Origin of the sequence: Methylomonas sp. DH-1 (assembly GCF_046097555.1) — a bacterium.
Classification (GTDB): Bacteria; Pseudomonadota; Gammaproteobacteria; order Methylococcales; family Methylomonadaceae; genus Methylomonas; species Methylomonas koyamae.
Genome location: NZ_CP143089.1, coordinates 2,092,905 through 2,108,900 on the forward strand (window position 1 = coordinate 2,092,905; position 15,996 = coordinate 2,108,900).

At 57.5% G+C, this 15,996-nt stretch carries 7 protein-coding genes, 1 pseudogene and 1 CRISPR repeat array; of the genes and pseudogenes, 6 read left to right on the forward strand and 2 right to left on the reverse strand.

What is annotated here, in order from left to right; genetic code table 11:
* Positions 1 to 124: 124 nt before the first annotated feature.
* The 4 genes from csy1 to cas6f are packed head-to-tail and all read left to right on the forward strand — an operon-like array spanning position 125 to position 3,948.
* Positions 125 to 1,375, forward strand: coding sequence for a type I-F CRISPR-associated protein Csy1 (csy1, locus tag VXJ35_RS09910; RefSeq protein ID WP_064021411.1), 1,251 nt, complete (start codon positions 125 to 127; stop codon positions 1,373 to 1,375).
* Complete coding sequence (csy2, locus tag VXJ35_RS09915) at positions 1,372 to 2,274, forward strand: type I-F CRISPR-associated protein Csy2 (RefSeq protein ID WP_064021412.1); 903 nt, start codon at positions 1,372 to 1,374, stop codon at positions 2,272 to 2,274. Before csy1 ends, csy2 begins: the two co-directional genes overlap by 4 nt.
* 3 nt (positions 2,275 to 2,277) lie before the next feature.
* Positions 2,278 to 3,306 (forward strand): type I-F CRISPR-associated protein Csy3, encoded by a 1,029-nt coding sequence (csy3, locus tag VXJ35_RS09920; RefSeq protein ID WP_064021413.1) that lies wholly within the window; start codon positions 2,278 to 2,280, stop codon positions 3,304 to 3,306.
* Between the two features lie 3 nt (positions 3,307 to 3,309).
* Positions 3,310 to 3,948, forward strand: a complete 639-nt coding sequence (gene cas6f / locus VXJ35_RS09925; protein WP_064021414.1) for a type I-F CRISPR-associated endoribonuclease Cas6/Csy4 — start codon at positions 3,310 to 3,312, stop codon at positions 3,946 to 3,948.
* Positions 3,949 to 4,080: 132 nt separating this feature from the next.
* Positions 4,081 to 9,273: direct repeats of the CRISPR family, unit length 28 nt; unit sequence GTCCGCCGCCGCACAGGCGGCTTAGAAA.
* Between the two features lie 467 nt (positions 9,274 to 9,740).
* Here the strand turns inward: cas6f and VXJ35_RS09930 are convergent.
* Together VXJ35_RS09930 and VXJ35_RS09935 are read right to left on the reverse strand one after the other, a co-directional pair.
* Positions 9,741 to 10,343, reverse strand: a complete 603-nt coding sequence (locus VXJ35_RS09930; RefSeq protein WP_231914885.1) for a chromosome partitioning protein ParB — start codon at positions 10,341 to 10,343, stop codon at positions 9,741 to 9,743.
* A 27-nt stretch (positions 10,344 to 10,370) separates the two neighbouring features.
* Complete coding sequence (locus VXJ35_RS09935) at positions 10,371 to 10,541, reverse strand: hypothetical protein (RefSeq protein ID WP_231914886.1); 171 nt, start codon at positions 10,539 to 10,541, stop codon at positions 10,371 to 10,373.
* Between the two features lie 940 nt (positions 10,542 to 11,481).
* Here VXJ35_RS09935 and VXJ35_RS09940 point away from each other — a divergent pair.
* Together VXJ35_RS09940 and VXJ35_RS09945 are read left to right on the forward strand one after the other, a co-directional pair.
* On the forward strand, positions 11,482 to 12,390 hold the full coding sequence (locus tag VXJ35_RS09940; RefSeq protein ID WP_157198138.1) for an ABC transporter substrate-binding protein: 909 nt from the start codon (positions 11,482 to 11,484) through the stop codon (positions 12,388 to 12,390).
* A 579-nt stretch (positions 12,391 to 12,969) separates the two neighbouring features.
* A pseudogene (locus VXJ35_RS09945) lies at positions 12,970 to 15,603 on the forward strand (EAL domain-containing protein).
* The last annotated feature ends 393 nt before the right edge of the window (positions 15,604 to 15,996 follow it).

The following is a 15,996-nucleotide window of genomic DNA, read 5'->3' on the forward strand; positions in this document are numbered from 1 at the left end:
TTTATGTCTTTGCTACGAAGCATCAAAATTGAAAATAAAAAAATTAAAAATAAATACTATGGACAAGTTCTTGTCGCCATGAATATAATTCGACCCGGCACGCTTAATCAGGAGGCTAGTACCCATGCACGAATCGATCACAACATTTTTCGCCGAGCGCAAAGCGGCTTGGCTGAAAGCCAAGCTAAAAGCCACGGAAGATCCGGACCAACAATCCGCCATCCAACAAGAAGCCGAGGACAAATTTTCACTACCAACTTGGTTGCCCGATGCGGCGCGGCGGGCCGCCTGGTTATCCATGGTCAGCCATCCCGGCAAATTCAGTCATCCCAGCGCCAAAACCAGTTCGGTCATCGCCCAAGGCCAACAGGCGAACGACGGCTACCTGCGTACCGGCAACGTGGATTACGAGTTGGATGTATTCGGCAACGCGGCGGCGATGGATGTTTACAAGTTTTTGAATCTGCCGCTGGACGACGCGCAAACGCTGTTACAGCACCTGGAGAGAGATAGCGATCAGGCCAAGCGTTTGCTTAAGGTACCAACCGCCAGCTACGACAGTCTGCGTTCCGGGTTTCTGACGGTTAAACAAAGCGACGACGGTAACCGGACCGACGGCTTGGTCAAGCAAGTGTATTTCCCGGTCGATGCCGATTATCACCTGTTGTCTATTCTGACCCCGGCCGGCATGCTAACCCAAACCAAAAGCCGGATCGACGCCATGCGCTTTTCCGAAGCCACCAAACAGGCCAAGGACAGCCGGCGTAAAAACGAACATCACGCCGACGGTTTCGACGACATGTTGGGTTTGACCGTTACCTTGTACGGTGGCACCAAACCGCAAAACATCAGCGTGTTGAACAACCAGAATGCCGGCCGCGCGTATTTGTTAAGCAGTGTGCCGCCAATCTTCGAGCAGCGGCAGGTGAGGTTACCGACTCGACATTTTTTCAGAAACTCGCTATCCGCCCGCCGTTTTCAAGACAACTTCCAGACACTGGACCGCTTGATGCGCAGCGGCGTCAACAACATCCACGTCCGAGACGGCATCCGCAACACCCTCAAATACCTGATCGACGCGGTTTTGCGGCTAGCCTTCGCCATTCGCGCCACCGGTCCCGGCTGGTCGCAAGCCGAGCATTACCGCGAATTACCGCTGGCGCAACGGATTTGGCTCGACGACGCCTATCTGGAACAGCGTGAGCAATCAGATGCTTGGTTAAACGAGGTGGCCGGCGATTTTGCCCGTTGGATCATTCGAACTTACGAATACTTATGCAAGGACAGCCGCACCAAGCTTGGCGATGACGAATTCCATGAGTTGGCTGCGTTGGCCGAGCAAGCCGTTGCCGCCGACCAGGAGTTTTTCAAATGACGCGCCGCTTTCTGTTAATTCCGCATCTGCGCATTCACAACGCCAACGCGATGAGCAGTCCGTATACCATCGGCTTTCCGGCCATGACCGCCTGGCTGGGCGGCGTGCATGCCTTGCAGCGCCATCTACGGCAATTGGGTTTGACCGACATCGAATTGACCGGCGCGGCGATAAGCTGCCATCGCTTCGATTTGCAGACCTACAAAGGCCAGGGCGATTTCGTGCATTCCATTGTCGGCACCGCCAATCCGTTGGATAAAGACGGCGGCCGGCCAGCTTTCGTCGAAGAAGCCCGCTGCCATTTGGAAGTGTCGCTGTTGATCGAACTACAAGGCTTCGACACCGACGAACGGGAGCACCTCGAAGCCACGCTTAATCAGCAACTGCGGCGGATGAAATGGGCCGGCGGCGACGTTCTGGCTGTCAATCCGGTGGAAATTCATACCGTCGATGAAGACGACGACGGTAGCGTCAGGAAGTTGCTCAACCGCCTGATGCTCGGTTATCTGCTGGTCGAACGCCGGGAACTGATGGTGCAAGCCATGCGCGACGAGGGCCGGGACGCACTGGATGCTTTGCTGGATCAGTTAAAAGTCATGCACCGCAGCGAGCAAGACGAAACCGGCAAAGTTGCCTGGAGCAGCCAACGCAAGGCGCCGGGTTGGCTGGTGCCGATTGCGGTGGGCTTTCAGGGTATTTCCGAATTGGGCCAAGCCGCCAACCAGCGCGACACCGACACGCCGCATCGCTTCGCCGAAAGTGTGGTCACGCTGGGCGAATTTAAAATGCCTTACCGGATTAGTAACTTGGACGACGTGCTTTGGCAATATCACGCCGATACCGAACGCAATCTGTACCTTTGCCGAACCCTCACCGCAGCAAATCTTATTGGAGACTAAAACATGGCAGCAAAAAACGACGCAACCGTATTGGCTTTCGAGAAAAAACTGGTGCCTTCCGACGGTTATCTGTACGGCACGACTTGGAAGGGGCGAAATGATCCATTCACGACAGCTACTCCCCTAAAACTTAACGAAAAATCGGTGCGAGGCACGATTTCTAATCGCCTGAAACCTGCGTTGCAAAACGACCCGTTAAAACTCAACGCCGAAGTCGAAAAACCCAATCTGCAAACCGTCGACGCCTGCGCGTTGGCGGAGGATCAAGACACGTTAAAACTGAGCTTTACCTTGAAAGTGCTGGGCGGCGTTGACAAACCGTCGGCCTGCAACGGACCAAATTTCAACGCCAGTTATCCCGGCGTCGCCCAAACTTATATCGAACAAGAAGGCTTTACCGAGCTCGCCAAACGTTACGCTGTCAACATCGCCAACGCCCGCTATTTGTGGCGTAACCGGGTTGGCGCGGAAAAAATCGAAGTCGTGGTCGATACCGGCGACGGCGAGCAACTGGTCTTCGACGCCAAGCAATTTTCCCTGCGCGATTTCAAGGCCGCTAACCCGGATTTGCAAAAACTGGCCGGTAAAATCGCCGATGCCTTGTGCGGCCGTTTGCCGTATTTACTGATTAGCGTCGAAGCTTACGCCTTGGTCGGTAAGGCGCAGGAAGTGTATCCCAGCGAAGAACTGATCCTCGGCAACGGCAAGGGCGACAAAAGCAAAATCCTTTACGCCGTCAACGGCACCGCCGCCTTGCATTCGCAAAAAATCGGCAACGCCATCCGCACCATCGACACCTGGTATCCGGGCCACGACGACGGCACCATTGGCATCGGTCCAATCGCCATCGAACCTTACGGCGCGGTCACCAACCTGGGCAAAGCCTTCCGTACCCCGAAAGATAAAGCCGACTTTTACTCGTTATTCGACCGCTTTGCCTTGGGCGAAAAACTCAGCAGTAAAGACCAAGAACATTACGTGATGGCGGTACTGGTGCGCGGCGGCGTATTTGGCCAAAGCGGCAAGGAATAAGTCATGCGCTTTTACTTGGAAATCACCTTGCTGCCAAATCCCGAAGTTGGGCTGAATTTTCTGTGGTCCAAAGTGTTCCAGCAACTGCACCTGGGCCTTGTCGAGATGCTGGATGCGGAGAAACGCGGCGCCATCGGAGTCGGTTTTCCCAAACATTGCGCCGATGGCAAGCGACTTGGTTTGGGCGACAAATGCCGCCTGTTTGCCGACGATGAGGCAACATTTGAACGCTTCGCCGCGCCGCAGCGCTTGGCGCGTCTTAGCGACTACGTGCATTGCACCGGCATCCGTCCGGTGCCGGACAAACTGTTGGGGTATGCGGTTTACCGGCGAGTGCAGCCGAAGACCAACCCGGAGCGCCTGGCTCGGCGCTATGCCAGACGCCACGGCGTGGACCTGGCGACCGCGCTGAACATGACGGTTGAATTGCGCGCGGCTGGCGAGAATCCGGCGTACCCGCTGTCGTTTCGCTATTGCGACATGCTCAAGCCTTCTGTCGCCTTGCCGTTCATCCGCTTGCAAAGCTTGAGTGGCGGCCAGACTTTTTGTTTGTGGATCAGCAAAACCGAGACGGTCGCGCCGGTGACCGGCAGTTTCAGCGCCTACGGCCTGAGCAGCATCGCGACCGTACCCGAATTTTGACCCAAAATTTTTTCGCTCTTTAACAATGTGAATTAAATCAGCCGGTTACGGTTAAGGCTTTTGCGGATGGTAAAAATGGGTCAAACCGCCCGCAACCCTTGTCGCGACCGGCTTCCCATTTATTTATAATCAGTCCGCCGCCGCACAGGCGGCTTAGAAAACAGACAGCTCTGGTACGTCGGCCAAAGATATGTCCGCCGCCGCACAGGCGGCTTAGAAATATGGCGGCCTCGCAGTGGAAAAAGCGAGGCCGTCCGCCGCCGCACAGGCGGCTTAGAAAGGCAACCTCGCCCTGTTGCCGGCGATGTCCAGGTCCGCCGCCGCACAGGCGGCTTAGAAAGGTCGCAAAAACCGCGCGAACGCCGCCGGATCGTCCGCCGCCGCACAGGCGGCTTAGAAATACCAGCGCACAGACAGCAAAAATCTGGCAAAGTCCGCCGCCGCACAGGCGGCTTAGAAAAGCGATCTGTTGTCCATCGATAACTCCTATGCGTCCGCCGCCGCACAGGCGGCTTAGAAAAAATCCAGCAGGCCGCGATATTCGCCGCTAGGTCCGCCGCCGCACAGGCGGCTTAGAAATCCGCCTTAGCACGGAATTTATCCAGCGACTCGTCCGCCGCCGCACAGGCGGCTTAGAAAGTCACGTAAAACAAAAGGTTTGCTGATTTTTGGTCCGCCGCCGCACAGGCGGCTTAGAAAATTTTCAAGCCAAGAGAGGATAACCATGGACAGTCCGCCGCCGCACAGGCGGCTTAGAAACAACAAACGAGGTAGTGTCTATTGCTTGTAACGTCCGCCGCCGCACAGGCGGCTTAGAAATCCCGAATCAAATCGGCTGACAATTTATCGAAGTCCGCCGCCGCACAGGCGGCTTAGAAATTCACGCTCACGGCCGGCAGCAACAGTGCCATGTCCGCCGCCGCACAGGCGGCTTAGAAAAGAAAGCCATCCATGCCGGCAAATTGAAGGCCGTCCGCCGCCGCACAGGCGGCTTAGAAAGCAACACCCAAGGCGCCGCCAATAAGCTTTTTGTCCGCCGCCGCACAGGCGGCTTAGAAATCCGCCGCCGCCAACGGCTACAGCAACGGCGAGTCCGCCGCCGCACAGGCGGCTTAGAAAAGTCACGTTCGTCCAGCTCTTTTCTGGCATTGGTCCGCCGCCGCACAGGCGGCTTAGAAAAATTGAATGACGATTGGCGTAAATGGAGGAGTGTCCGCCGCCGCACAGGCGGCTTAGAAAGTGGCGGGCGAGCACAGTGCGGTGCATGTCGTGTCCGCCGCCGCACAGGCGGCTTAGAAAAGATCAGGCGCGACTCGGTCCCACACTTTCGAGTCCGCCGCCGCACAGGCGGCTTAGAAAACAAACTACTCTACATTTTCCGCCGGCAGCGCGTCCGCCGCCGCACAGGCGGCTTAGAAACACGGATCGGCATCGCCAGCCCCGCAATTGTTGTCCGCCGCCGCACAGGCGGCTTAGAAACTTTATTGACGCATCGTTGCAACTACTTGGCAAGTCCGCCGCCGCACAGGCGGCTTAGAAACATACGCGCATGGTGACAAACCAGCGAATCCGGGTCCGCCGCCGCACAGGCGGCTTAGAAAGGAGACTACCGATATGGCTACCCCGCAAGAAGGTCCGCCGCCGCACAGGCGGCTTAGAAATGGTGCAGGATGGTCAGGAAATGTCCGGCATCGTCCGCCGCCGCACAGGCGGCTTAGAAAAACTGGATCGGCCGCGAAGCCACCGTCGAGGAGTCCGCCGCCGCACAGGCGGCTTAGAAAAAACCCCTTGCCGCACTCCACGGCCCGCTGCCCGTCCGCCGCCGCACAGGCGGCTTAGAAATCGACCAGTTCGAACAGCGTCGCCTGGTCCGTGTCCGCCGCCGCACAGGCGGCTTAGAAATCAAAGAGATATCGATTGTTGACGTGCCGTCAAGTCCGCCGCCGCACAGGCGGCTTAGAAAAGTTAGCTATTTCATCCGGATGCACGTCGGCAGTCCGCCGCCGCACAGGCGGCTTAGAAATTATAAAAATCAATCGCTTCGGTAAATGGCAAGTCCGCCGCCGCACAGGCGGCTTAGAAATTGCCGCTGCCGAAGCAATATCGGCAACTCGATGTCCGCCGCCGCACAGGCGGCTTAGAAAGTCGTGCGATGGGTCAGGGATAAAGGCGTTGTGTCCGCCGCCGCACAGGCGGCTTAGAAATGTGCGCAAATGCGATATACGACGCCTCGATCGTCCGCCGCCGCACAGGCGGCTTAGAAAACCCTGACATATACGAAACCCTATTGGATGCCGTCCGCCGCCGCACAGGCGGCTTAGAAAAAGAAACGCCCGCGCCGGCAGATTGGTTTCCCGTCCGCCGCCGCACAGGCGGCTTAGAAATGAAAGCGCAATGCCCGCTGCTGGAAAACCGCGTCCGCCGCCGCACAGGCGGCTTAGAAAATGTTGCTCGGGATAGTCAGCGTGGCCGTGTTGTCCGCCGCCGCACAGGCGGCTTAGAAATCGCTGGTGTCCACCGTCGGCTCGCCGTGGTTGTCCGCCGCCGCACAGGCGGCTTAGAAAACGCAGGTCCGCGACTCCGCGGCCATCACCAGGTCCGCCGCCGCACAGGCGGCTTAGAAAACAGCGATATGCCGGTCGTTGAGTTGCGCACGGTCCGCCGCCGCACAGGCGGCTTAGAAAGCTAACCGCGAACACCGCATCATCGCAACCAAGTCCGCCGCCGCACAGGCGGCTTAGAAATTGCTGATTACGGCCCGCCAAAACTTGTCGATGTCCGCCGCCGCACAGGCGGCTTAGAAATTCGTCCAACGTAATCTGGCCGCCGCTAACCAGTCCGCCGCCGCACAGGCGGCTTAGAAATTCCCAGGCCGGATCGCAGGACAACACCACCGGTCCGCCGCCGCACAGGCGGCTTAGAAAGGCCAGCGTCGGGACCAGCGAGATCCGGTTCAGTCCGCCGCCGCACAGGCGGCTTAGAAATTGATTGATGCCTGGGCCAGTCATCCTGATTTGTCCGCCGCCGCACAGGCGGCTTAGAAAACATGGGCAGCCGGGCCATTTTCCGGTTCGAAGTCCGCCGCCGCACAGGCGGCTTAGAAATGTAGTGCTACGTCTCGCGGAACGAATTTACCGTCCGCCGCCGCACAGGCGGCTTAGAAAGCAAAAACCGACGGCCCTCCGGCAACTGCAACGTCCGCCGCCGCACAGGCGGCTTAGAAAGCAATGGTTCCTCGGTTGCCGGCGCGGTTTCTGTCCGCCGCCGCACAGGCGGCTTAGAAAAGGCGATAAATACGCAAAAATTCACGACAAAAGTCCGCCGCCGCACAGGCGGCTTAGAAAAGCGACTGGACTGCTGTTGGCTCACCGGATTGGTCCGCCGCCGCACAGGCGGCTTAGAAAAATATGAAACAGAAGTAGGAGATCCTTATGTCGTCCGCCGCCGCACAGGCGGCTTAGAAATGACGTGTGGATTGATGCCAAATTGGACCTGAGTCCGCCGCCGCACAGGCGGCTTAGAAAGACATGGCCGACAAAAAAGCACTGGAAGAACTGTCCGCCGCCGCACAGGCGGCTTAGAAAGGATATCGGCGGCAGCAAACTAGAAGATAACCGTCCGCCGCCGCACAGGCGGCTTAGAAAAACAGGCGCGGATCGACCGCCAGCTTATCGGCGTCCGCCGCCGCACAGGCGGCTTAGAAAGAATAACGCGACCCGGATAAACATGGTTTTTTGTCCGCCGCCGCACAGGCGGCTTAGAAAATAGGTTGATGGGTGGCAGGGTGAAATCTCGCGTCCGCCGCCGCACAGGCGGCTTAGAAAAGTTTATCGAACCGGCCCGTTGCCGTTTCGTTGTCCGCCGCCGCACAGGCGGCTTAGAAAGAAAACGCTTGGCGAGCAGTGGTATCCTTTTTGTCCGCCGCCGCACAGGCGGCTTAGAAAGAAATCGTGCCCTTTTTCTTTTGCAAGAATGGGTCCGCCGCCGCACAGGCGGCTTAGAAATTGGTTGAAATAATCGTCGCTCGATTTAGTTGGTCCGCCGCCGCACAGGCGGCTTAGAAAATTGCCTCTTGATATGCGTCAATCAGCGCATTGTCCGCCGCCGCACAGGCGGCTTAGAAAGGTCGCGGCTAAGCGGCCATGTCGGCATTCCGGTCCGCCGCCGCACAGGCGGCTTAGAAACGCGCGGCTAATGGCAGCGTTTGACACGTTATCGTCCGCCGCCGCACAGGCGGCTTAGAAATCGATCGAGCATCCGCGTTTGGAGCATAAGGCGTCCGCCGCCGCACAGGCGGCTTAGAAATCACCACGGCACTCGTTAGGATTACCTTTAGTGTCCGCCGCCGCACAGGCGGCTTAGAAAAAACGTGGCGTGCCATCCCATGACGGCAACGAGTCCGCCGCCGCACAGGCGGCTTAGAAAGCGGGAGTTATACTGCGAATTTGGTAACGTTAGTCCGCCGCCGCACAGGCGGCTTAGAAAAACGTCACGTCATCCGGAGCTAATGGCATCGAGTCCGCCGCCGCACAGGCGGCTTAGAAATTGCGATAAAGGTTTGGTATGGAGCGCAGGTCGTCCGCCGCCGCACAGGCGGCTTAGAAAAAGCTCGGGATTTCGGCAAAAGACCCGCTCGAGTCCGCCGCCGCACAGGCGGCTTAGAAAATGCTGTTGGCATCGGCGCTTAGTGGCTCGATGTCCGCCGCCGCACAGGCGGCTTAGAAAAAGCAGACGAACGCTTGCTATTGCGTAAATCTGTCCGCCGCCGCACAGGCGGCTTAGAAATACGCCCTGCACGGCAGCGAGACGGACAACGAGTCCGCCGCCGCACAGGCGGCTTAGAAATCGGTCATGTCCTTGTCGGTGCCGATGTAATAGTCCGCCGCCGCACAGGCGGCTTAGAAATACACCATCCGCTTTCCGGAATCGGGTTACAAGTCCGCCGCCGCACAGGCGGCTTAGAAAAACAGCTTATCGCGCATGGCCGGCGAGAACTCGTCCGCCGCCGCACAGGCGGCTTAGAAAACCGTTAACGATCACCTTCGGGCAATTGTTGAGTCCGCCGCCGCACAGGCGGCTTAGAAAAGATCAGGTTCCCAGTTCCGCCGGGTCGGTCCGTCCGCCGCCGCACAGGCGGCTTAGAAAAAACCCGCTTCCTCTCCAGCGCCTAACAATTCGTCCGCCGCCGCACAGGCGGCTTAGAAAGCAGCACTCGCCGGCCCGTGGTGGTTTTGGCTGTCCGCCGCCGCACAGGCGGCTTAGAAAGCTGAGATCCGCGACAAAATCGATCACGACATGTCCGCCGCCGCACAGGCGGCTTAGAAATGAAATCGAAGGATGCCGGGGTTAAATTGGCAGTGGAGTTTGACTACATCAAGAAAGGCAATCCGGCCGTCAATATGATCGTTTCCGGCTTTAGTCAGGCTACCAGAACCATTGAGGAAAAGATTCGAGGGGGATTTATCAGGCGGTGGAATGAGAGCGGGAGGCCGGCCGTCCCTCCATTCGTCTACTCTTACGAGTCACGCCACGTGGAAGCCGAATTTCCACGCCTCGCTCTCATCTGGCGATTATCATAGGTCGAGTCATGATTGAAGACAAAAAAAATAGGAAGCTCTATTTGGTGCCTTATCGGAATGTCCGCCGCCGCCAAAAGCGACGACGGCATGCTGTTAACGGAAGCGATCACGGAAACCTATTGGCAATTGCATTGCCAGCATTCCCGCGCCTGGAGCCACAAAATCGAGCTGCGCTCGTTCAAGGAGACTTTCCGAACGGCGCCGGCGGCAGGACTATTCCTCCTGGTCCCACAACACCGGAAACGCCTTGCGCACCCGCTCCAGATCTTCCGCGCTGACGTTTTTGCCGCGCAGGGTGACCAGCAAGGCGTACAAATCCTGGCCGGTGACTTTGAAGGTTTGTTTCGGCGCGGTCTGGATCGATGCCGTCAGCCGTTTCAGCGTGGCTTGAAACGGTAGCGGTTTGGCCGTGGCGGGGGCTGCCGGTCGAGCCAGTTCTTGTTCGATGATTTGTTTTTCGTTGCCGGGCGGCGCGTTCAGCGCCTTGCGCAGGATTTCCCTGGCCCGGTTCCAGGACAGTTCGCCGCTGGCCAGCTTTTCCCGCATCGCTTCGGTGGTCAGCGGCGCGAAGCGGACGATGTCTTCTATCCAACTGACGCTTTTGTCGAAAAACTCGGCAATGCGCTCTTTCGACCAGTTGGCGTTGTTCAGATAAATCACCGTTTGAAAATAATCGGTGATGCGGGTATCGACCCGGTCCGAGTTCAGTTTCAAATTCAGCGCTTTGATTTCGTCCGGATCGCCGGTGACGACGCGCACGTCGACCCGGTCGAAATAACCCGGATTGGCGCGGCGGATGCCCTGTATCGCTTCCATTCGGTGAAAGCCGCCGACCAGGTAATATTAGCGGCTGTTGCGCTCCCAGACTACCAACGGCTCGAACAGGCCGTTGCTGAGAATGTCTTTTTCCAGATGGGCGACCTTGGCCCGGTCCAGATCGCGGTGGTTGGTCAGGGTATGGTGAAACTCGATTTGCTCGATAGGCAGGTATTCGTATCGCTTGGTGGCTAGCATGGTGAACTCCCTTCGTGAAGCCGGAATCGGCGGCGGCCTTTATCATACCGGCATTTACCGCAACGGCCCACCGCGGCGCAGTTAAGGTCGAAACCCAAAACGCGCCTGCCGTGGCGGAGGTCGAGGTAAAGGATTCGAAGCAAAGCTGGCCGGCTAAGTGCTTTGGCTGGGTCGATTGCTGTTCTTGAGTTAAAAATCACTCCTCTTTTGCAAAAGGCTATGTTCGCGTTAGTAGTTGAATTAGAACGAAGCCGTCATCCCGGCATACCCAAAGGGCACAAGTGGATTGCCGGGATCCAGGGCACAAGGATGTGTTGAAACTCTGCCATCCGTGGCTTCTGGGCCCCGGCAATCCATGCCGGGGCGACGCCAACTATTAACGCGAACATAGCCTTAAAAAACCGCTTCCCCCCTTTGCAAAAGGGGGCAAGGGGGATTTGTTCGAACAATCTCCCCAGCGCCGGGAGCAGGAGTTACTGCCGGACCAGGCAGTCACACCCAGAGTCCGTGGTTTGGCCTATAGACGCGGTCATGCCGGCGTACCTGGCCCGGTATGAACTGAAGCGTTACGCACATGGTTGCGACAACTTTCCCGACGCCGTTAACCAGCCGTTCGCTGCGGATTGCCGCGCGTGCGGTATCGTCCGAAAAATGCATCTAACGACTAGATTAATCAATAAGATAGCTTGATTGGCATAGTTCGGAAAAGGTTTGGCTAAGCCGGCGAGTCGTTGTATAACTGTGCCTCTGCGCAGTCATTGACCAGCATCGATCCGCCGATGCCGCTTTGACCGAGCCAGCCAAATCGATCGAATCTTAGAGTGTTGAATTAGTGGTTCATGTTACGCAGCACAACCCCATACTGGCCAAAGCGTTCCTTATCTCGATTTGCTGCGCGATATTGGCGGCTTGCCAAGAATCTCCGCCGCAAAGCCGCGGGTTGCTGTCGAAAATCACGGTAGCCTTCACCGACCAACCTGAATCGGTGCTGATGCATGTCGCGTTGGCTCAGGGCTTTTTTAGCGAGGAGGGATTGCAGGTGGAGCCGCAAATGCATGGCTTCGGCAAGGCGGCCTTGCAAGCGGTGGTCGACGGTAAAGCCGATTTCGCCACCGTCGCCGAAACGCCGTTGATGTTCGGCATATTGCGCGGCGAACACATCGCGGTAATCGCTAACATCGCCACCAGTTCCAGTAACCATGCTGTAGTAGCCAGACCAGATGCCGGCATCGCCGAACTCGCGGACTTAAAAGGAAAACGCATCGGCTTTATTGCCGGCACCACATCGGAATTTTTTCTGGATTCCATTTTGACGGCATCCGGCCTGACCAGAGCGGAAATCGAGCCGGTTGCCATCCAGCCCCAAGACATGCAGGCCAGTATCGAGCTCAAGCAGGTCGATGCCGTGTGCACCTGGAACTACCCGTTGATACAAATTCAGCGGCAACTCGGTCCTGCGGCGGCGGTTTTTTACGACCGGGATATTTATACCGAGACGTTCAATATCGCCGCACAACAAGCCTTTATCGAACAAAACGCCGAAACGGTCGAACGCTTGCTGCGCGCCTTGGTCAAGGCCGAAACCTTCGTTGCCGAGCACCCGGACGCGGCTCAAACCCTGATGGCAAAGCTGGCGCAGTTGGAATTGAGCCTGGTCAAGGACGTTTGGGCCAATTTCAATTACGAGGTGGCGCTCGATCAGACGTTGCTGATTACCCTGGAAGACGAAACCCGCTGGGCGATGAAAAACCGACTGGTCGATGCCGCGGCCATGCCCGATTTCCGGCAACACATCCACCTCGATAGTCTGGCGCGCGTCAAACCGTCTGCCGTAGCGATCCAGCGTTAGGCGCCCATGCGCATCGTCAAACGCTTAAAAATCCTGTCGGCCGCCGCTATCGCCACGGTGGCGATACTGCTGGCGATCCTGTTCTCGACCATTGCGCATTACCAGCAAGAAAAAGACGGCCACCTGCTGGTCGATAAACTGGTACGCGGTTTGTTCGAATTAACCGCTTTCAGGGACCAGTATCTGCTGTACCGGGAGCCTCGGCCGCTAACGGATTGGGAAAACCGCAGGGAAAGCGTAAACCGGTTGCTAGACCGGGTCGCCGGCCAATCCGCGTTCGCCAACGAGGCGCCGGTTTTGGCCAAATTGCGCGGCAGCTTCGACAAATCTGCAACCATCTTTCAGCGCATCGCCGCAAACAGCGCGTTATTAAACCAGGCCGGCGACCGGCAGGACGTTTATGCCGAGCTGGACAAACGGCTGGTCAGCCAGCTTTTGCTGCGCGACGCCAATAATCTTAACCTGGCCAATACTTTGCTGGATGCCGGCAACCGCCGCGTCGAAAAAAGTTACCAATATTTGGTCGGCATTGTCGGCCTGTTCGGATTGTGGTCGGCATTGGTCACCATTATGAGCTTGATGCGGCTGAGCCGGCTGATTAACACCCGGCTATTACCGCTGCATCAGGGGGCCAAACGCATTGCCGAGGGTAATCTGGATTACCGGATTGCCTGCAGCGGTAGCGACGAATTCAGCGAACTTGCCGCCGCGGTCAACGGCATGACGGCTCGGCTACAGGATTTTGCCGCGCAGCTTCGCGGAGAAGCGGTCGAACGCGAGCGCCTTGCCCAGGAAAGAGAGCAGTATTTTCGATTCTTCCGGCTCACCACGGAACCGATGTGCATTGCCGATCCGCAAGGTTGTTTTATGCAAGTCAATCCGGCCTTCGAATTATTGGTCGGCTTCGACGAAAGCGAGTTGCTGGCCAAACCGTTTCTGGAATTCGTTTGCGACGAGGACAGGCAAAAGACCGCAGAGGAAATGGCGCGCCAAATATCGGGCCACAAATCGATGGCCTTCGAAAACCGCTACGTTTGCAAAGACGGCCGACAGGTGCATTTGTCCTGGACCGCGTATTACGCCCCGGACGACGGCGTGACTTATGCCACGGCGCGCGACATTACCCAACGCAAACTGGCGGAAGCGCAACTGGCCGAAAGCGAGTTTCGTTGGAAATTTGCCATCGAAGGCTCGGGGGACGGGGTTTGGGATTGGAATCTGGTTACCAATCAAGTGAACTTTTCCCGACGCTACAAGGAGATGTTGGGTTATTCGGATCGAGACATTTGCGGCTTTAAACAGGAATGGGTAGACCGGCTGCATCCTGACGACAGGGCCAATGTCGCGGCGGTCCTCGAGGAATATCTGGCGGGCAAGACGCCGGTTTATGCGGTTGAGTTCAGGATGCGATGCAAGGACGGCAGCTATAAATACATTCTCGCCCGCGGCATGGTGGTTAACCGCGATGGCGCCGGCAACGCGTTACGGATGATAGGCACGCATACCGATATCAGCGAACGCAAGCAGCTCGAGCAAAAATTGCAACTTGCCGCCAGCGTGTTCACCCACGCTCGCGAAGGCATCATGATCATCGGCACGGATGGCGTCATCATCGACGTTAATGAAGCGTTTAGCCTGATCACCGGCTACAGCCGCGAGGAAGCTATCGGCCGGTTTCCCCGCTTTCTGCATTCCGGGCGCCACGACCCGAGTTTCTACGCCGATATGTGGCAGCAATTGGTCGAGAAAGGCCACTGGTACGGGGAAATCTGGAATCGGCGCAAAACCGGCGAGATTTATGCGCAGATGGAGTCCATCAGCTCGATACGCGATGCCGCCGGCAATATCAGCCAATACGTGTCGTTGTTCTCGGACATCACGACGCTGAAGGAGCATGAGAAGCAACTGGAGCATATTGCCCACTTCGATGCCCTGACCGGCTTACCCAATCGAATTCTGTTGGCGGACCGCTTGCGCCAGGCGATTGTGCAGGCGCAACGCAACGGCGACATCTTGGCGATCGTCTATTTGGATCTGGATGGGTTCAAAGCCATCAACGATTCCTATGGGCACGAAGCCGGCGACCGCTTGCTGACCGCAATTTCGGCCAGAATGAAACAAGCCTTGCGCGAAGGGGACACCTAGGCCAGGATCGGCGGCGACGAATTCGTCGCCGTGTTGCCGGAGTTGGCCGATGCCGATTCGAGCATACCGCTGCTGGAGCGGTTGCTGACGGCGGCTTCCGACCCGGCAGACTGCGGCGATTTAATGTTCAACGTCTCGGCGAGTTTGGGCGTTACCTTTTACCCGCAGACGGAAGAAGTGGATGCCGACCAGTTGCTGCGCCAGGCCGACCAGGCCATGTATCAAGCCAAGTTGGCCGGCAAAAACTGCGTTTGCCGGTTCGATGCCGACCAAGACAGTTACATCCGCACTCGCCACGAATCCTTGAACCGCATCGGCCAGGCCATGCTTGCCCGCGAATTCGTTTTGTATTACCAGCCCAAAGTGAATTTGCGCAGCGGAGCATTGGTCGGCGCCGAGGCCTTAATCCGCTGGCATCACCCGGAGAAAGGCCTGTTGCCGCCCAGCTAATTTCTGGCGGTCGTCGAGGATCATCCGCTCGCGGTCGAAATCGGCGAATGGGTGATCGACAGCGTTCTGACCCAAATCCAAATCTGGCACAAAGCCGGTCTGAGAATTCCGGTCAGCGTCAACATCGGCGCGCGCCAATTGCAACAAAAAGACTTTGTCGAACGCCTGCGCCAGTTGCTGGTAGCCCATCCTGAAGTCGCTGCCGATTGCCTGGAGCTGGAGGTGCTGGAAACCAGCGCGATCGAAGACATCGGCCACGTCTCCAACGTGATTTATGCCTGCAAGGAGCTGGGGATCGCGTTCGCCCTGGACGATTTCGGCACCGGTTATTCCTCTTTAACTTATTTGAAGCGTTTGCCGGTGGCGATGTTGAAAATAGACCGCAGTTTCGTCTGCGACATGCTGGACGACCCGGACGACTTGTCCATCCTCAATGGCGTCATCAGCCTGGCCGCCGCCTTCGGCAAGCAGGTAATTGCCGAAGGCGTCGAAACCGAGAAACACGGCGAATTGCTGCTGCAACTCGGCTGCGAATTGGCGCAAGGCTACGGCATTGCCAAACCGATGCCGGCCGCGGCAATGCTGGATTGGTACCAGCAATGGCGTGCAAAGGCTTGAGGTTTCGAAGCCTCGCAATAAGTGGCGCTGAGGCTTGCCGAAATTCGATAGCAACGGTAATCCTAGAAACAGTAGTTGAGCCGAAAAAAATCCCGTTCGTCCTGCGCTCGTCGAAGGATGGACGGGATTTTTCATTCGCCCGGCGGGCGAGTGTGTTTTGAGCCGCTCATGCTTCGACATGGCTCTGCACGAACGGTCCACAACACACGCCAACCGCTCTTCCTAGGGTAAGCGCTAGGATTCGCTAACCGGCAATAGCGGACCCTTCGGGGCAATGGATGGCGATAGCCCCGCGCGATAACTCGGGCGTTTTGCAATCGCCGACGTTGGCCGGATTCGCCGGCTGCGATCCTTGCTGGCTCCGGAATGCGGGTTGCGGCTGGAATCGATCCG